Raw genomic sequence first — 22,604 nt, 5'->3', positions numbered from 1 at the left:
CTCCTTAGCGGGCGCCAACCAAGGTTTTCCAGCGCCTGTGACAAGGATCTTATCGTCTCTTGACGATGCAAATAAATTATATAATATCTACCTACTCGATAGACTGCATCAATACATTGATCGAGGAAAGGTGCTGCATGACTTTTGATCAGTTGGAAGCTTTGGAAATGATAGTAGAAAAGGGCAGCTTCAAAGCGGCAGCGAAGGCTCTCAACCGGACCCAGCCGACGCTCAGTGTAAGCATCAAGAAGCTCGAGAATGAGTTCGAACTTATCCTCTTCAGTCGCGAAGAATATCGCCCCAAGCTGACCGATGCCGGGCGTGTCTTTTACGAATCAGCAAAACAGACGCTGTTGTCCTTCCGACGGCTGGAAGTCATTGGCAAGGAGCTGGGACTCAACAAGGCCGAGCCAAGCTTGACGGTTATCATCGATCCTGTGGCCAGGTTTGAAGCCGTTCGAACCATCTTTAGCGAATGTCTCAGCGACATGAAAGCCACGGAGCTGATCCTGCGTTCCGAGATCATTAATGTTGGAACCGATCTGGTGCGGAAGGGAGAGGCCTGCTTTGCTGTGACCCCGAAAGTGGATGATGAGGATGATATGGAATCGTTTCCTATCGAACGTGTCGATATGATTCCAGTGATTGCAAGCTCACGGGTTACCTCGGCAGACCCTCTCACGGCTGCATGGTTACAGGAGCAGCCCCAGATCATCGTCGCGTCCCATGGCGACCTCTGCCATCCTGCCAAACGCGATGGCCTGGGTCTCCTCGATGGAGGCAAGCGATGTTACGTAACGGATCACTCGTTGAAGCGACGCTTAATTGAGGAAGGCTTCGGCTGGGGACGACTGGCTGGACATGAAGCATCAGCCGGCCTCAAGTCGAAAACTTTGACGGCAATCCCGAACTCGGTTTCCGCTGGGTTTGTCCTTGACCTGCACGTGATGAGAAGCAAGCTCGTGCCCATGGGGCCGGTCGCGCGAGCAGTTTGGACGAAACTTCAGACCATGGCCGGAGAAGCTCCATGATCAGCGGACATCACTCACGTCCAGGACACCATGAAAAGCCTGGGGGTGATCGATCAGAAACTCAGCTTTTTTAACGTAAAAACGTGAGGGGCCATCGCCTGGCACTTCGCGCAGGACATGCTGAAAATGGAGCATGGCCTGCTTGAACTGCCCTTCTTTGAAGGCTTTGACGCCCTGTTCGAACTCCTGGATCATAGGAATCAAGGCATCCTTGTGCGGATCGACATCGACCAACTCATAAAGATGAATGGCCTGGTCACGACCGCGGATCAGGACATCACCCAGGTCGCGCCAACGCCAGTCCTCGGCTCGCTTCATGGCATCCCTGCAGTCTTTGGACACCAGCACACGCGTATCCAGAAGCTTGGTTAACCCCTCCAGGCGCGAGGTCACATTCACTGCATCCGAAAGAGCCGTGGCCTCGAAACGCTCGGATTCGCCGAGCGTACCAAGCATGGTGGGACCGATATGGATGCCGGTTCCCAACCAAAAATCCTGATTCAAAGCCTTCAGGCCCTCGTTCATGGCGACTGCGGAGCGAATCGCATCATCGGGGTCACTGGGAAAGAGAGCCATGATTGCATCACCGATATATTTATCGATGAAACCACCCGCTTTACGGATCTCGGGACCCAAAACCGCAAAACAGTTATTGAGATAACGGAACACTTCCGGCGTTTGCATGAACTCCACAGCTTTCGTGAAGCCACGGATATCAGCAAAAATAATGGTCAGCCTGCGTTCCGCGGCATCGCCCAGGGACACATCCGCAAAATGTTCATGACCCAGAAGACGAATAAAATCCTCAGGCACAAAGCGCTTCATCGCCTGGGTCGTGAGCCCGAGTTTCAAATGCAGATCAATGCGGGCATGCAGCTCGGTGTGATTGAATGGCTTTTGGATGTAATCGTTGGCTCCCGCCTCAAATCCATCCACAATATCCTGGGCCTGGTTTTTCGCAGTCAGCATCAGAATAGGCAGCTCGCTCGGTTCAAAAGTCTTGCGCAGTTCGCGGCACACGTCGTAACCACTCATGCCGGGCATCATGACGTCGAGCAGAATTAAATCCACCCGGCCCTGCTCCCTGACCTTGTCCAGAGCTTCCGATCCGCTCTTGGCAAATTCCACCTGGAATTGCCGATGCGCCAGATGACTGCGCAGCACGCGAAGGTTCAGGGCATCATCATCCACGACGAGGATACGGGGCAAGGGCTTGTCTTTGACCTGGGTTAAAAACGTGAGAGGCTTGGTCATCGGTATCACCGATGAAGATCTCGACTGACTCTTGGAATAAGCCGCGCGCGACGACTGGCCGACGGCCAAGGCCTGCGGCGTGGATTCTGGAAGCAGCAGGGGCACGACATGGGATGGATTCGCAGCTGGTGTGTCCAGAGCTTCCGCCTCTTTCACGCCCTTTTTAAAACTCATAATAACCGTTGTGCCCACACCCAATTGGGAATGCACCTTCAAACTGCCCGACTGAGCCTTCATAAGACGGCTGGCAAAAGCCAGGCCCAGGCCCGTTCCCCCCTGCTTGCGCGTGGTGCGTCCATCGCCCTGTTCAAACGCGGCCTCAATGTTGCGCAACTTTTCGGGGGCGATCCCAATCCCGCGATCGGCGATGGCGATTTCCACGGTGTCATCCAGGATGCGCCCATGGATGGAAATCAGGCCGGCTTCCGTAAATTTGATCGCATTGGATAGGATCGCATCGAAAACCTTAGCCATATGATCGGCATTGGCTTCAACCCAAGTTCCATCACCCGGGAAGAGCAGCTGGAAGTCGATCTTTTTATCCTGCACAAGGCCTTTCAACTGACCCAGGGTCTCGCGCATCATTTTTTCTGCATTCAGATCCACCAGCCCCATATCGAGGGCACCATCCTGCAAAGCAGAAAAATCCAGAATATCACCGACGAGGCGCGTCAATCTCTGGGATGCATCAAGAATGGACCGCAGGTCATCCTGATCGCGTTCATTCAGATTTTTTCGTAGCAGGATGGCTTCGGCCATCCCCATCACCCCGTTCAAAGGTGTCCGCAGCTCATGCGATGTATTGGCTAAAAACTGATCCTTCAAAGTATTCAGTCGCAGCTGTTCAGCCAAAGCGCGTTGATCGGCCTGCTGCGCGACCAGCTGCAAGCGGTTGGTTTCGATCTGCGTTTCCAGTGCATCTGCTTGAGCTCGGTGCAAAGCCTTGTTTACCGCGTTGATCTTGTCACTCACACCGAGTGAAAGCAGCACAACCAAAGCCACTGTCGCGACTTCGGCACCATAGGTTGAAAAAAACGATACCGGTATCAGCCCCAATTTTTGCAAGCCCAGCATAAAAGCGCTGATAAGCAAACCTGACCACGCGTACACAAAAAACCGTGCCGGTCGAAAACCACCAAGATGGGAATAAAGCGACGATAGGATAATCAGGAGCGTGGTGATAATGCCCACGATCACGTGGAACTTGATGGCTTTATAGGGCAGAAAGGGGGCTGTGATCAGAAGGCTGAAGTTGGCCAGCAGAAAAAGCCGCACGATCATGCGCAAGCGAGGATAGTCCTGCATCGGCAGAAAGAAGTAGGCATTGCATAAGGCCATCAGGAAAACCAGCGGGACCGAAGTGGACACGATAATGCGGTTCCACACCGGCGAGCCAGGCCACAGGTACTCGTACCCAAACCCCATAACGGACATGCGAAAGATAAAGAAGGACAGCAGAAAAAAACCGTGCATGAAAAGATCGCTTTGCCGCGAATGCCAGGCCAGGAGTATATAATACGCAGCCAAAATCAAGAGGAGACCCAGAGTGGCTCCCAGATAGAACTGCGTATCATGTTCCATACGATAGATATCATCAAGACCGCGCAGATACATCTGAAATTCAGCCGATCCCTGGGTATGGAAGCGGACATAGAAATCGCGGGTTTCATTGGGCGCAAAGGTAAATTTCAAATAGAAATATCGATTTTTGATATCGCGCCTGGCGAATTCGACCAGCGATCCCGATTGAGTATGGATCCAGGCACCGCCCAGACCTTTGGAATAGACATCCATGGAATTGACGACGGAATTCTCCAGACCAAAATACCAGACCTTTTGGTGCCGACTGGTGTTATGCACGGAAAATCGATACCAGAAGGCCGATGGCTGAAAACCGTAGTTGGGCAGATCCTGGGTCTCGCGGCGGAACCGTCCTTCTTCCCATGCCGTCTCCACCTCAGTAAATCCCATCGTTGCCGAAGGATCGACCAGAACATAACTGGAAGGGGCCACGAGGCTGGATTGTGTGTTATCTCCCATTTTTATGACAGTTGTTTCAGCGGCCAGGAGACGCGAGCTCCCCACCACCAAAAACAGCACGACATAATAAAGGAAAACCCTAACCACGAACCTCTCCTGTGGCTCAAGCCGCTGGAATATTCAATTCAAAACAAGCGCCACCGAACTTCTCACTGGTGTGGACAACAATGGATGCCTGCAGTCTTTGGCTGATGGTCTTGACCACGAACAGCCCGAGACCTGTCCCCTTGCTCGACATTTTGGTCGTAAAAAAGGGCTCAAAAATCTGATCCCGAATGGCGTCCGGAATGCCCGCCCCTCCATCTTCAATCAGAATATGAATGGATTTTCCCACAGTCTCAACCGTAATGCCCAGATCCTTGGCGTTTTTTTCTTCCAAAGCATCGGCTGCGTTGCTGATCAGATTCATAAGAAGCTGCACCAATTCGGAACGCCGGCCCACGATCAGAACCCCGGCCGCAACATTGAGATGAACCTGCAAGGGCTTCAATTTGCGATCCAGAATACGCAGAACATGCGGCAGGACTTCATCAACTCGCAGGAGCTCGGCTGGCCCCTGATCCGTCCGGATACTCATGCGCAAGGAATTGGCCAACTCTTCGGCCGTCTTCACCGCATGCTCGGCGAGTTCTGCGGATTCCTGAATATGTTCCACATCAGGTCGGCAAAGCGGATCGAGCTGAGGAGACTGCAGCAGCAGCTGGGTGCGCTGCAGAATCCAGCCCATGACCGTATGAATGTGATCCAACGGACTGCAGAGATCATGCGCAACCATTCCCGTCATGGCACCCACCGATGCCAGGCGTTCCGTATGCAAGAGGTGATTCTCCACCAGCTGCATGTTGTGCCTCAGAATACGGCGATCTTTGTCGGCGGCCTTGCCTTCCCAGATCGCAGCCTGCAGGCGCATTTGATGCGCAATGCGCGCCTCCACTTCGCTGGCCGAGAAGGGCTTCAATATATAATCTGTGGCACCCAGAGAAAAACCCTGGACCAGATCGCGTTCGAGGGCTTTGGCGGTCATGATCAAAACCGGCAGCTCAGCTTCATTGAAACGGCCGCGAATGCGCTGCAGCACATCAAAACCACTCAGGCCTGGCATCATCACATCCAGCAGGACAAGGTCGGGCACCGGGTCTGACTCCAGCATCCGCAGAGCGTCCATCCCATTCAGAGCGGTGCGGATGCTATGACCGGAAAGCGTAAGAATTTCGATCAGAACCTGAAGATTGACCGGTTCATCATCCACGACCAAAATATCGAGGCGCGGCACCTGACCCGCAGCCAAGGGTTCGCTTGCCACGACGGCGGTCATAGGTTCGAAGTTTTCGCGCACTTTCGCGTGATCCATTTGGGATTGCAGTCCCACCAGCTTATTCTCAAGTCCTGGCGCCATCTGCACCGGAGCCAGTTCCTGTTCCCGACTGATGGGAAGCGTAAACCAAAAGGTGGACCCATAACCCAGGACCGAATGCACACCGACCTTGCCTTCATGCGCGAGCACCAGCTGCTTCACGACCGCGAGACCGAGCCCGGTGCCACCGAAGTGTCGAGCTGTGCCGCCATCGGCTTGAATGAAGGGCTCGAAAATGCGCTCCTGCATATCGGGTGGTATGCCAGGTCCTGTATCCGTGATACGAATGATCACGTGATCGGCTTCCACCAGCGCTGACACTGTGATCTGGCCCTGGTCTGTGAATTTGATGGCGTTACCCAGAAGGTTGAAGAGAATTTGCTGGAGCCGATCAGGATCTGCATGCAGAGGCGGCAAAGGTGAGGGCAGAAAATCCTGAAGCTCGACAGGCTTGCTGGCAAGTGTAGGCCGCAGAAGGTCAAATACCATGGACAGAATTTCCCGCAAATCGATCGGCGCTCGGCGCAAAGGTATATCGGCCCGCTGACCCCGGGAAAAATCCAGGAGATCGCCGATGAGCGATGCCATACGCTTGCCGCAGGTCACAGCATGATCGAGGCTGCGTTTGGAATCGGGCGAGAGTCTATCCTGATCGCGCCGCAAAACAGCCTGAATCAATCCCATCATGCCGTTCAAAGGCGTCCGTAGTTCGTGACTGGTGTTCGCCACCATCTGATCACGCAGTTCACTGAGGCGACGTTCCTCTTCCAGTGCAAACTGATTGGCCGATAAGGCTGCCGCCTGTTCCTCTTCCACCCGCTGCTGCAAATATTTAATGCGGTCGGCCAGGGCAAAGGACAGCAGAATGAATTCAATCGCCGAGCCGATCTGCTGCGCACTCTGGGTCAGACCGTTGCTCGGAATGAGCCCATCCTGCCGCAGAAGCGTCACCAGCGAACCCAAAATAAAACAGGACCATGCAATCAAATACCAACTGGACACTCGTTCGCGACGCATCGTCCCAACGATACCCGCATAGACCAGAAAAGCGAGCCAAGGGACAACGGTGAAGATGTACATGAACTTCACAGCCGCTGTATAACCGGCAACGCCATAAAACGTGAAGGTGGTAACCAGGGAAACGCCCAAATAGGTCAGAACATAGCGCGAAACCGGGTTCTTCCGATCAATATCCAGGAGCACAGCCGTAAATTTGGTGGCGGCCAATCCGGTCACGGCGATGCCGATGAAAATCATCATTTCGTTAAAGCGAATCGCATCGCGCCAGATGAAATGATAACCCTGACTCCCGAGTGTGGCCTGAAAGAGAAAGTATCCCAGCAGGAAAAGCACATAGTAACCGTAGACGCGAAGGCGAGTTCCGACGAAAAGCAGAAAATTGTAGATGCCTATCGCAAACAGCGCCCCATAGTACAGCGACTGGGCGATTTCCGCCGACAGCACTTCGCTTTGATAACGCGTTGGACTCATCAGGATCAAGGGAAACTGGATGGATGTCGTGCCCCAAACCTTAAGGTAAACCGTACGCATTGCGGCTGGACGCAGGGGAAACGCCGGAACCCGCGCATCAATCGCCCAGGTTTTTTTCAGTCGGTGATCCCCGGCTTCCATGGTTTCAAGTCGACCGTCATGCAGTGTATAAACGTTGACAAAATCCGTCTGGGCATAGGCCAGTTGAAGAACGGTTTCCAAAGGTTCTGCGCGGCGATCCTGCAGTTGGAAACGGACCCAAACCGCGCCTTTGTGATAACCGAGACTGATCGCCTCCTGCTGACTCATCTGCCAGAGCTGTTCATGGCGAGGGTCCTGAATATCCTCAAGACTCATGGTGTTTTCGGGATCCAAAAGATAGTCCAAGGTTTTACCCAAGGCCGCCTTCTGAAATCCTTCCTCGACTGAAATAATAGGCATCGCGTAGCCCGAATCGGCCGCGAAGTGGAGTAAGATCAGGAGGGCGGAAACAAAACGCATGCGCAGAGATCCTATGCAATCGTCTGTGTCGCTCTTCGGCTTATGAAAAAATCATAGGTATACAAGTTTGAAAGTCTTTTCCGCACGATAAGTCGTGGCCGCTATAAACCCCAAAACCCCTCACAATCTGGTAAACTATCCATAGACTTAGGGAGGAACTGCATTGACACGCCTTGGCCAAACCATAAAATGGGCTATCCTCCTGGCTTTTTTAGGGATTACCAGCCTCATGTCGGCACAGGCTGCAGAACCCAAGCCAGGAGTCGTGCATGTCACGAGCACGAATCTGGTCAGCGGTTTACCGCTCAAAGGTGAGTGGCGCTTTTTTTGGAACCAGCTCGTCACTCCCGAGCAGCTGCCCGAGGCTTTACAGCAGACACCGGCGTGGCTTCCAGTGCCTGGCGGTTGGAATCAGTTTAAGGATCCTGTGACCCAAAAGCCTGTCGGCGGTCCAGGTTACGGCACATATCTGATGCGGATCAACGGTCTCAGCGCGATCGATCAGCCCGGCATAACCATGCCTTTCGCCGCCAGCTGCTATAAGATGTGGGTCCTGGACGCGAATGATCCCTCGCGCATTCTTCTCACGTTAAGCAACGGTGTCGTGGGGACAAGTCGGGAAACCAGCATACCGCAGCAGGATACGCGCTACGGCCTGTTTAATTTTCAAGGCCAGGTGGATGCCGTCTACGTGCTGATCCAGGTTGCCAATTTCCACTGGATTCACGGCGGACTTTTTTTTGAACCCACTGTTTATAGCTCACAACAATTGGCCAACGCTCTGGAGAAAAGCCGGATTATCAATCTGGGGATGCTGGGCATCGTCGCCATCATCGGACTCTATAACTTAAGCCTTTTCATGCACCGCCGCGAAGACTACGGTAGTTTTTATCTAGCCATTTTTTGTTTTGCCCTTGCTGCTATCTATGCGCGCCATGCGCCCAATTTCCTGTATTATTTCGGTGAACCGACGGAACGTAATTTTTGGCTCATGCGTTCCATCTTTTTCGTTGCCAATCCCATCCTTGCTGCCTCCTTCAACAGCTTCATACGAGCCAACTTTCCCAAGCAGTCGTTTAAATTCTTTGACTACTACTGCTGGATTTTCTGCGGCTTGATTTCAATTCCCCTGATTTTTATGCATACAACCATGCCCAATTTCGTTTTTACCATCTATCAGCTCAGCGTGCTCCAAACGCTTGTCATGCTGTATCAAACCTTTCGCGCCTGGCGACAGAACGAGGAAGGGGCTTTGATCTCGCTCGTGGGTTCCGCCATTCTGATTGCGGCCTTCATCAGCTACTACCTCAGCATCTATAAAGTAGTATCGACTGTCTCTGTCCTGCCCTATGCCGTAGCTCTCTTTGTTCTTATTCAATCCCAAATTGTAGCGATTCGCTTTACCAAAGCTTTTCGCCAGTCGGAGAAGTTGGGACGCGAGTTGCAAAGCGAGGTGGAGCGCCAGACGCGGGATATTAAATCCATCCTGACCAACATCAAACAGGGCATCTTTACCCTGGTTCCGCCGACCAAGCAGGCGGGTGATCAGTACTCGGGCCATCTCATGCAGCTCCTCGGCAAGGACACCATCACGGGGCAGAATCTCGATCAACTCCTCCTGAAACAGTCCGACCTGAGCTCGGATGCCAAAAGCCAGATCGAAGCGGCCCTGGATGCCACTCTTGGGGAAAATACCCTGGCTTTTGAGATGAACGAGCAGAGTTTCGTCAAGGAACTGAATTACCTGAAAACCTCGACGCAGGACAAGAGCACCTTCGAAATCGACTGGAATCCGATTATCAACAAGCAGGACGTCGTTGAAAAAATCCTGGTGAGCTTGCGTGACGTTACGGAAATTCGGCGACTGAAATCGGTGGCCGAACAGCGGGAAGAGGATATCCGCATCCTGATTGAGCTGGTCCAGATCCCCGAGGAAAGATTTCAGCGTTTCCTGGCCAAGACCAACGAATACATCACTGAAAATCGGGACATTATTCTGGACAAGACCAAGCCGCGCAGTGACGTGATTCGTCGGTTGTTTATGAATATGCATACGATCAAAGGCGCGGCTCGCACCTATGCATTAAAATCCATATCCACGTCAGCCCATGATGCGGAGCAGTATTACGCAGCCCTGCAGCGTGATGAAGTTGAGTGGAATGACGGCAAGCTCATGGCGGACCTGGACGAGGTTCACAAAATCCTCCAACACTACCAGCAGGTGGGTGAAGAACGCCTTGGCTGGAACAGTCGCGAGAAGTTCGTCAAAATCCCCAAGTCTCGTCTGGAAAACGCGCTGCGTTTTCTGCATTACATGGATGATCCAAGGCTCAACCCCTCGCAGCGAGCCGAACTGGAGGACACCACGGATCAGATCGGCGCCCTTTGTTATGACCCGCTGTCGTCGCTTATCGAGGAAGCGTCCAGAGGTTTGGATTCACTGGCGCGCGACTTGAAAAAAGACATGCCGGTCGTTGTCACGCCTGAGGCCCGCATCCTGGTCAAAGAAAAAGGTGCAGTATTCCTCTATAATATTTTCCTGCACCTGTTTCGCAACTCCATGGATCACGGCATAGAAGCTGCCGAACAACGGCTCCAGCAAGGCAAGCCGGCCAGGGGAAATATTGTCATCGCGCTGAGAGAGGAACTGGACAACCTGATCCTCACCTATCGCGATGATGGCAACGGCCTGGATTTGGCCGCGATTCAAGCCAAAGGTCTGGATCAAGGCCTTCTGAAATCCCAGCAGGCTCATACAGACCTTGAAATCGCTTCATTGATTTTCGTATCAGGCTTTTCCACAAAAAATGCCGTCAGTGAGCTATCAGGTCGGGGCGTGGGCCTGGATGCCGTTCGCACCTACTGCGCAGACACAGGCGTCGCCATCACCGTTAGAATTGATAAGGCTGAGGACCGGCATAAGGTTCCCTTTCACTTTGAAATATTCATGCCGAAAAACTTGTTTTATTGGGCGCATGATCACAAAGTGGAGCAGCTCAAAGCCTCTTAATCTCCAGCTTATCTGGCCGACGTCGGGCGTCCATGATCACGGACAGCAGGATCGAGCCACCAATGAGGGAGGCTATGATCAGAAGCGACCAGATTATGGGAAACTTGCCGCCAAAAGCTTCATTCAGATAAACCATTTTAAAACCAACAAAGACCAGGACGGAAGCCAGACCGTACTTGATATAGACGAAGCGGTCCATAACTCCAGCCAGCATGAAGTACATCGAGCGCAGCCCCAATATCGCAAAAATATTAGAGGTAAACACAATCAAAGGTTCGTTGGTGAGGGCAAAAATCGCCGGCACCGAGTCGATCGCGAATATGATGTCGCTCAGTTCAAGGAAAGCCAGAGCCAGGAATAGCGGCGTGACATGCAGCAAACCCTCCTTTCGTATAAAAAACTTCTGACCTTCGATCATCGGATGAATTCGGAAAATTTTCTTCAAGGCGCGCACGACAATGTTCTTATTGAGATCTGTCTGCTCGGTTCCAGCAAAAAACATTTTGATCCCGGTCAGGATTAAGAGAGCACCGAAGAAGATCACGACCCACTCATAGCGCATGAGGACTGAGCCCATGGCTATGAAAATCGCTCGGAATACCAAAGCACCCAAAATTCCCCAGAATAGGATGCGATGCTGATAGATCTTGGGAATTCCAAAGTAGGCGAAAACTACGGCGAAGACGAATATGTTGTCAATGGCCAGGGACTTTTCGACGACGAATCCTGTTAGGAATTCCAAGGCCATGGTTCTAGCCTGTTGATCAGGGTCAAAGCCAGACAGGCTTAAGTATTGAGGGGCGCTTGAAAAACGCCAGTGCGCATACCAATAGAATAAAAGGTTAAACACCATCGCAAGACCAATCCAGATCGAGGTCCAGATGGAAGCTTCCTTAAAGGAAACCTCATGCGCTTGTTTGTGAAAAACCCCCAGGTCCAAGGCCAGGACAATCAACACGAAGACGATAAATGCCAGATAGAACCACCAGTAGTCTGCAAACGTGAAAAGTATCATGATGTTTGTCTCCCTCCTCATTATCACTACTATCGACCTTAAGCTTGCATATCTCAAATCGATAATTATACTCCTATAGATCGTTTGAAACGATGCATGGCTCTGGGAGGGAAATACCATGGATCCCTGGATAAATTACCACCATCTCTTTTATTTCAAGTGCATAGCTGAGGAAGGTTCGGTGTCCAAGGCAGCGGAACGATTGCGTATTGGTCAGCCGACACTCAGCGCCCAGCTCAAGACCTTTGAAGACACGCTGGGTGTCCAGCTCTTTGAACGGCAGCACAAAAAGATTTTTTTGACGGAACAAGGCCAGGTGGCCCTCGATTACGCCAGGAACATTTTCAAAATGGGTTCGGAGATGTATGAGGTCCTGCATGATCGCATCAGACCGTCCAAGCCTTCTCTCCATCTTGGAGCTTTGGATAGTGTTCCCAAGCAAATTATCTTACAGATCGTCCAACATGCCTTAGGTATTTCGCCTTGTCAGATCACCCTTTCTGAAGGCAAGTCGGACGAACTTCTGAGGGAGCTGACGGCCCATCGGATGGATCTTCTCATCACCAATTTTCTGCCGTCAGGCGTGGATGCCAAGGGACTTTCGCCCAGGTCTCTCACCAAAAAAAATGTGGCTTTCTACGGCGCCCCCAAGTTCAAATCCTTGCGCAAAGGCTTTCCCAAGTCCTTGTCCGGGCAACCCATGATTTTTCCTACGTACGATAGCAAACTTCGACAGGACCTTGATCATTGGGCAAGGCTTCATGATATCGATTTGAATATCATTACGGAAAGCCAGGATATTGCGGTCAAAAAACTGTTGGCTGTCAATGAACTGGGACTGATTGCAACGGCTGCGCATACCGTCACAAGGCAGGTTCTGGCGGGAGAATTGGTTGAGATTGGACAGTTGCAGGGTATTTACGAAGAGCTTCTGCTTGTGACGGCCCAAAGGAAAATTGCCAATCCTATTGCGGCTCGTATCGTCGAGACCTTCGTTGTCTAGCTTGATTAGGGTTCTATATCGAACAGCGCCTTATGATGGCCGTCCTGTTTGACTTTCCTAATAGCAGAGTTGAGGTGTGGGACCATTTTTACCTGCTTTCTCGAAAGAAAGATGTAAATCGGCACTTTATAAGCAGTGCGGCTGACCTTGATTTTGGTCGATACATCCTTCTTAACCAGCTCATGAGCTTCTGCTTTACCAGTGAGCATGCTTCCTGCGCGGCCTGACCTAACCATAGCAAAACGATCTGAGCCTTGAGTCACAAAAATACAATCAAGGTCCAATTTTTTGCAGATTTCTTTGTGTATGTCATCTCCGAAATCAACAACTGTTTTTGATTGCCGGACTTTCAACATATCATCTGCATCAACGTTCATATGAGTCAATATCACAAATTCGATTTCAGCAATAGGCTCTGGTACTTGAACCAAGCCTGATTCATCATTATAGACCCCTTCCTCACGGCCGAGATCGCCATCCAGTTGCCCATCCAGCACCATCTCTGTCAAACGTTTGAATGGTATGGATCGAACTGCAATATGAGTACTGCTATTGGCGTGAAGCGAAATGAGTTCCACGTATTTTTGAATCTTGGGCCATAGAGGATTTTGTGTTGAGATGCCACTTCCAAGAATCAAGGTCTCTTTCGCTAGACAGTCCTTGTTCAAAATAAATGAAAGTATGAAATAAAATTTCAACACGCGGAATAAAAGGCTATTGTTCACAAAGCCTCCTGAATGCAGTGATGGTCTCCGCTGCATATGATCGCATATCTAATAATGCGCAAGGTCCATTTGTACGGGTTGATTGGGTAATCTTCCTAGAGGAACCTTGAATTTTGGGTTCCTGGCGGTCGCAACCTTTTCAATCTATCTTATGTTTATTGTAACCTAGAATCTTGCGAATAAGGACCTCCGCGCTAATAGGTTTGGAGAGATGATCATCAAAGCCAGCATGCAGGCTCTTATCACGTTCTTCTTTCATGGCGTTGGCAGTGAGGGCAATCAGAGGCTTCTTGTAGCCGCGTTTTCGCAATTCCTGAGCCGTGCTATTGCCGTCAAGAACGGGCATCTGGATATCCAGGAATACGATATCATAGGGCCCAGTCATCGCTCTTTCAACAGCTGTAGCCCCATTATCCACAATGTCGACCTTTGCTCCCCATCGCTCCAGTATGCGGCGGATGATGACCTGATTATCTCGGGAATCTTCAGCGACAAGGACGGAGAAATGATCCAACATTCCAGGCTGCCACGTGTTTGGGTCGCTTTCAGCATTGACCGGGCCATCCAGCAACAGATGGGAATCAGCTTGCGAAATGGTGGCGAGGCTGGGATCAATGGTAACCACGAAGCGGCTTCCTACGCCCACCACGCTTTCCGCCAGAACGAGGTCGCCACCTAACAAATGAGCCAAACGTCTGGAAAGAACCAGACCAAGGCCTGTTCCACCGTACATCCTCGTGGTGGAGGAATCAGCCTGGGTGAAAGGCTGAAACAGCCGCGCCTGCTGATCCGGGGAGAGTCCCACGCCAGTATCCCTCACGCTGCATTCCAGAACCGGTTTATTGTCAGCATGCATGTTAACGATCCGGGTCTCCACGACTATGCTGCCTTGATCAGTGAACTTCAACGCATTGCCGATGATATTCACCAGGATTTGCCGGAGCCGGGTGGGATCCGTGACGATAGACTCCGGATCGCCAGGCCTGGACTTAAATTCAAGGGCAACGCCCTTTTTCTCAGCCCTTTGCGCAAACAAGCGGCGAATTTCATGCAGAATTTCCGGCAAGCAGACCTGGACCTTCTCCACCTCCATATGTCCCGACTCAACTTTCGAGAGGTCCAGAATATCATCAATAAGATGGGTAAGATTCGATCCATTCTTCAAAATAATATCGGTATACTCGCGGCGTTCATCGTCTGTCAAATCCTCAGAATCGTTCAAAATTTCTGCAAAGCCCATGATGGCCGTCAAAGGTGTTCGGATTTCGTGGGACATATTGGCCAAAAACTGGCTCTTCAGCTGGTTGGCCACATCAGCTTTTTCCTTGGCCTGACTGAGTTCCTGCGTGAGGGCCTTGAGCTCGTCTATCAAGTGCTCCCGTTCCTCCTCAGCCTTCTTGCGCTCACTCACGTCATAAAACACCAGTACAGCAGCCACAATTTCCTTTTTTGAATTGTATAAAGGCGACGAGCTGATAATGAGGTTGGCAAGGCTTCCATCATCACGGCGATAGGCAAGCTCGTGATCGATGACGGTCTCGCCTGTTAATGCCCTGGCAGACGGATACTCTTCACCCTTATAAAGCCGGCCGTCGGGATGGACGCCTCGGTACTGATCATACCCTGACAAATCAGTTTGAATAACCGGATGGCCCAGCAATTCTTCTGCCTTTCTGTTATGCAGCAGAATATCCCCTTGCGGCGCTTCCACGACCATGACACCTGCTGGCATATAGTGCAGGACCAGATTCAGGCGGGCGCGTTCAGCCATCAACTCTTCAAATAACTTTTCCTTCTCCTGTTCCACTTTTTTCCGGATGGAAATATCGCTGGTTGTGCCTACGATTCGGATGACCCTTCCCGATGAATCCTTGATGGGTACGCCGCGGACCAGGGCCCAAAACGCGTCTCCGTTTCTGATAAAACGATATTCGGCTTCTGTCGGCTGCCCCTGCAGCTGACGTTCAACAGTCGCACGAGCGTCCTCCCTGTCTTCAGGGTGGATCAGTTTTGCAGCCTCGGGCAAGGACATCTTAACCATCGTTTCGCGCGGCACACCGAATATTTGTTCAGACGCCTTATTCATGTAAAGGTACTTTTCATGGACAACATCCCACATCCAGAACGAATCAGGGATATTATCCGCAATAAGTCGAAACCTCTCTTCGCTCTCACGAAGTGCAGCCAGGATCTCCTTGATCTCTGTAATATTCTGGGAGCGCTGATCCTGTGCCTTTTTTTGTTCTGTAATATCGGATGATATCCCGACAACCCGAGTCACAGAGCCATCCGAAGAGCGCACTGGAAAAGCCCTGGCTCGCACCCATTTCAGGCCCCCCTTCACCTGGAGACGAAGTTCCTGATCCGTGGGCTCGCCCCGCATTTGCCTCGCCATGGAATGGTTCGTCAGCTCCTGATCATCGGGATGTATGGCATCAAAGAGAAGCGATGGGTTGGCGAGCAATTCCTCTGCAGACACCCCGTAAACGTTTTTGACTGCGGGACTGATATAGGTGAATTGTGCCTTACCGATATCCCACATCCAGAAAGCGTCGAGAATGTTTTCAGTGACCTGTCGAAAGCGATTTTCCGCTTCTCTAAGCTCGGCCCTGTTTTGCGTTGTAATCGTGATGTCACGGGAGATGGACAGAATTTTTACAATACTTTGTTCAGGACCTGGAACCGGGTTCAAAACTACATCCCACCACATCGTCTCGCCTGCTGGCGAAATCGTTGATCCTTGAAATCGGCTTGATTTTCCCTGCTTGGCTTGAGTCAGCGCGTCTGACGCTGCATCGCGAGTCGAAGAAAGCCAAAGGTCCAGCCAATTGCTATCAATGGATGCAGAATCGTGAATCTGAAATATTTCGCGAGCTCGACTGTTGAGTGGTTGAACCCTATCATCAAACTCAATCATAGCCATGGCATCGCTGCTACTTTCCACGATGAGACGGCTGAACTCTTCGCTTTGGCGAAGCTTGCCTTCGAGCTGCTTTTGATCCGTGATATCGATATTGATGCCGCTCATCCGCATGGCCTGGCCGTTTGAGTCGTAAAAAACTTTGCCGCGCCCCAGTAGCCATCGAATATCCCCATCGGGACGAACGGCTCGAAAAGTATGATCCAGAAACCCCGAGTCCTCAATGGCATGGCGAGAGGATTCCAGAGCTTTCTTTCGATCGTCTGGATGTGTCACGTCAGTTATGGTTGCAAAGTCTGTCTTCTGAACATTGTCCGGCAATCCAAAAAGCCTTGTGCTCCCGGCTCCCCACTCAACCGTATTCGTCTTGAGGTCCCAAACCCAGGTCGCAAGACCAGCGGCCGTGTGCACGAGTTCGAGGCTTTCGCGTGCGTTCTCCAGTTCGAGTTTTAAATCGGCATTCCTGTCGCTTCTGGATTGCTCACGCAGCATGCCCAAACTCACAGGGACCAGGACCAACGCTAGAAGCCCCGTTCCTACTGGTATAATGTTTAACACCGAGCTTACAGACATCTGTCCTGCGGCCGTCATCCCGTGATAAAAGCCACAAGCTGACAGGAAAAGAATCATAAGGAGCCGGCTCTTCTGGAAATCGAGCTTCGGCGTTTTTTGATTGAACGTAGCGACTGCCGTTAAAAAGAAGGCAAGCGCAATCAAGCCATGCGACATATATTGGAGCCAAATATACATGCTGAATGCCTCAGTCAGTAAATTCTGAGTGATATTTCTAACCGTGAACGAACCGTGACGCAATCCAGCATTGGCGGGACGAGCGGGCGGCATATTGAAGACTATAGTCTTCACCGACCTTCATAAGCCATTTAATATATTGGATAATTCATTTTTTTAGCGCATTTTTTTGGGCTAATGGAAGGAAAAAATCGCCGGGTTCTCTGCAAGGCATGCTAGAAACTGGAGCTCACGGGTAAACGTTCCGCATGTTGCGCGCAGAGATCCAAGTTTAAAAGTGGACGATAGCACGGGGCGGCCAGGTTCGAGATATCCTGCAGGCGGCTGTGCAGGTCCTGGATCGCACGGCTTTGCACCTCGGCTCGTCGCTCCGCTTGCAGCACCTGCTTAAACGTCTGGATATACACGTCCACAAAACGGGAACGGATTTGCGCCCACGCTGCAGAGTCCTGAGGCGTCGGTTCCAACGCGACACCAATGAGCGCGGGTTCAATATCGCGATAGCTGATAATTTCGGGTTCGGAAAGAAAAGCCTGCGGTAAAATGAGATCAGGATTCTCAGCCAGTTTGCTCACCAGGTTTTGATAGGCGGGAATGCTCATATTTTTAAAAAGTCGTGCAGCATCCAGGCAAGGTTGGTAAAAATCTGCTGAACATTCGTGATTGCCAGAATCACCTAAGCGCCGCGCATTGATATCGCGCGTTTCCTTCAAAAAACTTTCATACCTGAGCCGCGCCTCCCCAGGCGCCCGATCCTCGTCCGGCCATGCATCCAGCTCACGCGCCACCAGCCCGTCACCCCAGCGCCGCCGTTCGTCGGCATTGCGAAACACCCAGCGCAGCACGGCCGCCATGCCGAGCGAATAGCGCGTGCCTGCTAGAAATCCTGTGCCACAGGTTTGAACAAAAGCCTGTATGCGCGACGGACGGTCCGCCGCAGGCGCCACGAGAATGGACTGCACCAGCTTTTGCGCATCAGCTGTCAGCCGCAAGCGACTGTGGGTCGCCGAGCGAAAACGTAAAAGCCCCCTTTGGCTCTGCACCCGGATAAGCTTGACCGCATCCGCCTCGCCTTCCAGGATGCGCTGCACCGTTTCATAGGGGCGAGACAGACGCAGGCCAGTGGCCGGCGCATAAAAAGTTTTCTGAAAGGAACCGAAGAGCGCTTCGAGATCCGCCTCCGTCGCGCCTGGACTCACTTCCGTCGCGAGACTGCTCAGGCTCGTCATCTCATAGTCTTCCGCACCCAAGGGCGAAAGATCCAGGCAGCTCATGCCCGTAAATTCCTGAGTGTGAGCGTCATAGGCCGTGCCGATAAGGGCGGATGGTTTGACGGATGCGGCGTGCGTTTGCGCCGTTTGTGTCGTTTTGCAGGCGACGAGCAGGAGCAGCATGGATCCAACGAGAACGTTTTTCATAGAGTCTTCTCCCGATACCGTCCATGATAGCACGTGCCAGGTCTACCACACTATGCCAGGCTGCGGCAGAAGCCTTACTGGGCCTATCCTCCAGTCCTGGGCCGACCTCATCAAGGAGCTACCTTTCCCATGACCGAACCTCGTTTTCTGCTGCTGCTTGTCATCATCATGGAAATTCTTCTGGGCATCGCGCCGAAAGCCGACCGCACCACATGGTTTTTGGAAAATGCTCCGGTCTTTATTATTGGGCTCTGTCTGGTCATTTTCAAAATCCGTTTCAGCCGGTGGACACTCCGATTGATGGCGCTGCATGCGGGTGTTTTGATGCTGGGTGGGCACTACACCTATGCCGAGGTCCCACTCGGTTTTTGGCTTCAGGATCTTTTCCATTTCAGTCGCAACCACTACGATCGCATCGGCCACATCATGCAGGGCTTCGTACCCGCGTTTATTTTTCGTGAACTTCTGCTGAGAAAATCGCCGCTGAGACCGGGCGCTCTGCTGAGCGTGATCGTGATCAGTATGTGCCTGTCGGTCAGTGCGATCTATGAACTGCTCGAATGGGGGGCAGCCCTTGCGCTGGGTCAAGGCGCCGATGCTTTTCTAGGGACTCAAGGGGATACGTGGGATACCCAGTCGGATATCTTCTGCGCTCTGGTCGGCGCCCTGCTCGCCATCAGCCTGAGCCGCTGGCACAACAGAGCCCTCGCTTAACTTTCTTCCAGATGCTGCAAGAGACTCTTGTAATGCTGCGTGAGCTGCTTGAATCGATCCTCGCTGCCGCCGCGATCGGGATGCAGCCGATGCGCCATCACTCGATAACGCTGCCGCAGATCGTCAAAATTGGGCAGCTGCTGAAACTCCATAAAGCGCATGGCCTCACCAATAATCGGCGGCACATGGGACCGAGGCGGTGGTGGTGGCTGCTGACGCGCACCCTGACGACTTTGACTCTTCGGCTCCTGATGCTGCTTTTGCTGCTGCCGGGCTTTGTTCGATAGATACTGGATATGCAGAGCATAGAGAAACGATTCGGATCGGCTCCAGAGCTGCTCATAGCAATGATCCAGTTCGCGCTGGCAGGTTTTGATACGCTGCGCGATCTGACTGCCGAACTTATGCAGAGCGGGTGACTGCAATTCATCGGGCACGGCTTCCGGCAGTTCATCCAAACGCACATCAGCGAACGGGGACGGCAGCTGATTGATTTGCTCCAGCCGCCGATTCAGTTGCAAGAGACGCCCCCAAAGGGACAGCGCCGGATCATAGTCCGAGCAGGTCACCTGTCGATTGCGCCAGAGTTCAGGCAAAAGATGGCGAACGGCCACCGCTCGACATTCATCGAAGCGCGCAAACACCGGCTCTTCAAAAACTGAGACCGCAAAAGGCCCCCGCTCCGCCGTGGAACTATGCCGAAACCAGGCCTGAGGTCGATCAATGGCCAGAATCCCCAGTCGATGCTGAAAGGTTTGCTGCAGAAGTTTGATGTCATGGGCCAAAGCTGCAATACGATCCTGTCCATGCGGAACGGGATTGCATAAAGCGGCACGCAGACAGCGGGTGAAATGCAGCTTGCTTTCTTCGATGCAGAGGACACGATCGAGCGCCAGAGGAATGGAGACGGCGCCCTGCATTGCGGGTTCAAACCAGTCGAGACTCAGGGCTCCCATGAGCTCCCCCATATTAGCTGCGACGACGAACCTGCTCAAGCGTCACAGCCAGGTCATTCAGATCCTCAGCGACTTCCTGAAAGGCATCGCCTTTACGCAGAACCACGCGAGATCCGTAGTTGCCGTTTTTCAGCTCACGAATGTGCCGACGGAATGCATACGTTGGACCTACCAGGCGGTGGGTGAAAAATATGGAAACCGAGACCGTAATAAAGAAATAGATCGTCGTTCCGATCGCCACCCAGCCGACCAACCCGCGCACATAGGACCTGAGGATATCCGTCACTTCCTCGCGCAGATCGGTGAGTTCCAGGACGAGATCATAGAATTTGTTGAAATTGACATAAAAAATGGCAACCAGGGCCAGACAGAAGGCCAACGACAGAAGAATGTTATAAAGTCCCAGCCGAATTTGCAAAAGAGGCTGCAGCATAAAATTGCTGAGTTTGCGCTTATGAGAAGACATAGACCTACCCTCTCCTGTTCAAGGCCATGGATTAACTTCTTCCATTGTGCCTTCTTGGGCGCGGACTGACAATACGCCACGGTCTCCGGAACTTGGAAAAAACTCGATGCCCCCCATTCTCTAATGATAGAATCGCCGGACACAAAGGGGCGACCCGTGGAAATCCATTCGATTCCGACCGCCAAGACCATGCTGGACTGCCTTGCTGAAGCTGCCGAGGAATTTGCTGAGCGTCCTGCCTATTCGCAATTCGGACGTAGCTTGACTTTTCGTGAGATTGATCGCCTCAGCAGCCGGGTCGCGGCCTTCCTGCAGTCGCTTCCCCAGCTTCAGCCGGGAGATCGTGTCGCCGTTCAGCTCCCCAATATTCTTGCCTATCCTGTCATCGCTTTTGGGATTATCAAAGCTGGCTTTGTTCTGGTTAACACCAATCCACTCTATACCCCAAGGGAAACGCAGCGTCAGCTGGTGAACGCGGATATCAAAGTCTGGTTTGTGGCAGAAACTGCGGCTCATATGGTCCCGATGCTGAGCCACGAACTGAATAACCCCACCGTCATTGTCTGCGAGCTGTTTACGTTGCAACCGCGATGGCGACGCTGGGGTCTGCACTTTCACCTGCATTATCGCAAACGGGCCGTGGCAGATTATCGTCGCCGCTCCTACCTGACTCTGGATAAGGTCTTGCGCCTGGGCAAGCGTCAGACCTGGACAAGGCCTAACGTCAGCCCCCAGGATCTTATGATGCTCCAATACACCGGCGGATCCACCGGGGTTTTAAAGGGAGCCATGCTCACGCATGCCAACGTCGTGAGTAATATGTATCAGGTGCTCAGCTTTTTGGGCCAAAGCATCCAGCGTGGTCAGGAAACAATTATCGCACCGCTGCCCCTCTATCATATCTTTGCCTTTACGGTGCACTGTGGAATGCCCCTGCTGGCTGGAACCCATAATGTTCTGATTCTGGATCCCACTGCGCTTCGTGTCCTTTTTCAGGAATTGGTGCGTTATCCGTTTTCCGCGATGACGGGTGTGAATACCCTTTTTTATAGTCTCTTGCGCATGGACAGCTTTCGGGCGATGGACTTCAGCCGTTTGCGCTTCGCCATTGCCGGCGGTATGAAACTGGATCCCAAGGTGGCTCGCCACTGGGAGGACGTGACGGGTCGACCGCTGCTCGAAGGCTTCGGCATGACGGAAACGTCGCCTGTCGCCAGTTTTAATCCACCAGATGCCAACCGTATTGGCAGCATTGGCCAACCTGTTCCCGGCACCGGGATGAAGCTGGTGAACCTGCAGGGTCACGATATCGACCTTCCCCATACACCGGGCGAACTTTGGATTCGCGGGCCTCAGGTCATGCTTGGGTACTGGCGCAATCCCGAGGAAACAGCCCGGCACCTGACGGCCGACGGCTGGGTGAAAACCGGTGACATCGCCACGTTTGATGAGGATGGTTATTGGTTTATCGTGGGCCGGGTGAAACGCATGATTCTGGTCTCCGGCTTCAATGTTTATCCCAGTGAAGTGGAAGACGTCATCCGCCTGCATCCCGATGTAATCGACTGTGAAGCGTCCGGTGTGCCGCATGCCATTACCGGCGAAATCGTCAAAGTCCGGGTGGTATCGCGGAACAAGTCACTCAAAGCGCAGGACATTCGCGAGCACTGCCGTCGTTTTTTGACTAGCTATAAATTACCCAAACACGTGGAATTTGTGGACAGCCTTCTGAAAACAGCTGTAGACACATGAACTGCTCCACCCAATCCTCACAAGCCCTGCGGGCTTGGCAGCCGCTCATCGCGGCTTTTGGTATGGAATGGAGTTTCGTGTTTCACAGGAAAAGAGTTCTTCTCCTCCACACCTGAGGCCGGTTCCCGACCCGTGACAAAGCCTGTCAAAGCATAATTTAAGATTACCAAAGCCGCATTCACATCCCGATCAAGTATAAGCTGG

Annotated in this window: 14 protein-coding genes; 5 read left to right on the top strand and 9 right to left on the bottom strand. The window is 52.3% G+C overall.

Annotated features, from left to right (window positions below):
- Positions 1-137 precede the first annotated feature (137 nt).
- The gene (locus VE954_RS32185) at positions 138-1,031 is read left to right on the top strand and encodes a LysR family transcriptional regulator (protein ID WP_324960743.1); all 894 of its coding nucleotides are present in this window, start codon (positions 138-140) and stop codon (positions 1,029-1,031) included.
- Here VE954_RS32185 and VE954_RS32180 read toward each other — a convergent pair whose 3' ends face one another.
- Both VE954_RS32180 and VE954_RS32175 read right to left on the bottom strand, forming a co-directional pair.
- Positions 1,032-4,412: a response regulator gene (locus tag VE954_RS32180; protein WP_324960742.1), complete on the bottom strand. Its 3,381-nt coding sequence runs from the start codon at positions 4,410-4,412 to the stop codon at positions 1,032-1,034.
- Positions 4,413-4,428: 16 nt separating this feature from the next.
- Complete coding sequence (locus VE954_RS32175; RefSeq protein ID WP_324960740.1) at positions 4,429-7,671, bottom strand: ATP-binding protein; 3,243 nt, start codon at positions 7,669-7,671, stop codon at positions 4,429-4,431.
- Positions 7,672-7,834: 163 nt separating this feature from the next.
- On the opposite strand from VE954_RS32175, the gene VE954_RS32170 reads away from it, so the two are divergent.
- Complete coding sequence (locus VE954_RS32170) at positions 7,835-10,681, top strand: 7TM diverse intracellular signaling domain-containing protein (protein WP_324960738.1); 2,847 nt, start codon at positions 7,835-7,837, stop codon at positions 10,679-10,681.
- On the opposite strand, the gene VE954_RS32165 is transcribed toward VE954_RS32170, so the two are convergent.
- Entirely contained in the window at positions 10,668-11,696 is a 1,029-nt protein-coding gene (locus tag VE954_RS32165) for a TerC family protein (RefSeq protein ID WP_324960736.1), read from the bottom strand. The two genes, VE954_RS32170 and VE954_RS32165, sit on opposite strands and share 14 nt — an antisense overlap.
- Before the next feature lie 118 nt (positions 11,697-11,814).
- Here VE954_RS32165 and VE954_RS32160 point away from each other — a divergent pair, with 118 nt between their 5' ends.
- Complete coding sequence (locus VE954_RS32160; protein WP_324960734.1) at positions 11,815-12,699, top strand: LysR family transcriptional regulator; 885 nt, start codon at positions 11,815-11,817, stop codon at positions 12,697-12,699.
- Positions 12,700-12,704: 5 nt separating this feature from the next.
- Here the strand turns inward: VE954_RS32160 and VE954_RS32155 are convergent, their stop codons facing one another.
- From VE954_RS32155 to VE954_RS32145, 3 genes are all read right to left on the bottom strand, one after another.
- On the bottom strand, positions 12,705-13,424 hold the full coding sequence (locus VE954_RS32155) for a hypothetical protein (RefSeq protein ID WP_324960731.1): 720 nt from the start codon (positions 13,422-13,424) through the stop codon (positions 12,705-12,707).
- A gap of 139 nt (positions 13,425-13,563) precedes the next feature.
- Entirely contained in the window at positions 13,564-17,094 is a 3,531-nt protein-coding gene (locus tag VE954_RS32150; protein WP_324960729.1) for a PAS domain S-box protein, read from the bottom strand.
- A gap of 215 nt (positions 17,095-17,309) precedes the next feature.
- Positions 17,310-18,512, bottom strand: a complete 1,203-nt coding sequence (locus VE954_RS32145; protein ID WP_324960727.1) for a hypothetical protein — start codon at positions 18,510-18,512, stop codon at positions 17,310-17,312.
- A gap of 129 nt (positions 18,513-18,641) precedes the next feature.
- On the opposite strand from VE954_RS32145, the gene VE954_RS32140 reads away from it, so the two are divergent.
- On the top strand, positions 18,642-19,226 hold the full coding sequence (locus VE954_RS32140) for a DUF2238 domain-containing protein (protein WP_324960725.1): 585 nt from the start codon (positions 18,642-18,644) through the stop codon (positions 19,224-19,226).
- Here the strand turns inward: VE954_RS32140 and VE954_RS32135 are convergent.
- A complete protein-coding gene (locus tag VE954_RS32135; RefSeq protein WP_324960723.1) occupies positions 19,223-20,182 on the bottom strand; it encodes a hypothetical protein in 960 nt (319 codons plus the stop codon). The two genes, VE954_RS32140 and VE954_RS32135, sit on opposite strands and share 4 nt — an antisense overlap.
- 13 nt (positions 20,183-20,195) lie before the next feature.
- A complete protein-coding gene (locus VE954_RS32130) occupies positions 20,196-20,648 on the bottom strand; it encodes a hypothetical protein (protein WP_324960721.1) in 453 nt (150 codons plus the stop codon).
- A gap of 156 nt (positions 20,649-20,804) precedes the next feature.
- Here VE954_RS32130 and VE954_RS32125 point away from each other — a divergent pair, with 156 nt between their 5' ends.
- Positions 20,805-22,400, top strand: coding sequence for an AMP-binding protein (locus tag VE954_RS32125; protein WP_324960719.1), 1,596 nt, complete (start codon positions 20,805-20,807; stop codon positions 22,398-22,400).
- A 17-nt stretch (positions 22,401-22,417) separates the two neighbouring features.
- Here the strand turns inward: VE954_RS32125 and VE954_RS32120 are convergent.
- Positions 22,418-22,604, bottom strand: a 187-nt coding sequence (locus VE954_RS32120) for a hypothetical protein (RefSeq protein WP_324960718.1), incomplete at its 5' end; no start/stop codon positions are given.

Origin of the sequence: Oligoflexus sp. (assembly GCF_035638955.1) — a bacterium.
GTDB lineage: Bacteria > Bdellovibrionota_B > Oligoflexia > Oligoflexales > Oligoflexaceae > Oligoflexus.
Note: the sequence above shows the minus strand (reverse complement) of the source record. Positions and strands in the feature narration are given on the sequence as shown.

Coding starts and splice junctions, on each gene's coding strand:
- VE954_RS32140 (WP_324960725.1), top strand. CDS start 18,642: ATGACCGAACCTCGTTTTCTGCTGCTGCTTGTCATCATCATGGAAATT.
- VE954_RS32150 (WP_324960729.1), bottom strand. CDS start 17,094: ATGTATATTTGGCTCCAATATATGTCGCATGGCTTGATTGCGCTTGCC.
- VE954_RS32185 (WP_324960743.1), top strand. CDS start 138: ATGACTTTTGATCAGTTGGAAGCTTTGGAAATGATAGTAGAAAAGGGC.
- VE954_RS32165 (WP_324960736.1), bottom strand. CDS start 11,696: ATGATACTTTTCACGTTTGCAGACTACTGGTGGTTCTATCTGGCATTT.
- VE954_RS32175 (WP_324960740.1), bottom strand. CDS start 7,671: ATGCGTTTTGTTTCCGCCCTCCTGATCTTACTCCACTTCGCGGCCGAT.
- VE954_RS32135 (WP_324960723.1), bottom strand. CDS start 20,182: ATGGGAGCCCTGAGTCTCGACTGGTTTGAACCCGCAATGCAGGGCGCC.
- VE954_RS32160 (WP_324960734.1), top strand. CDS start 11,815: ATGGATCCCTGGATAAATTACCACCATCTCTTTTATTTCAAGTGCATA.
- VE954_RS32145 (WP_324960727.1), bottom strand. CDS start 18,512: ATGAAAAACGTTCTCGTTGGATCCATGCTGCTCCTGCTCGTCGCCTGC.
- VE954_RS32130 (WP_324960721.1), bottom strand. CDS start 20,648: ATGTCTTCTCATAAGCGCAAACTCAGCAATTTTATGCTGCAGCCTCTT.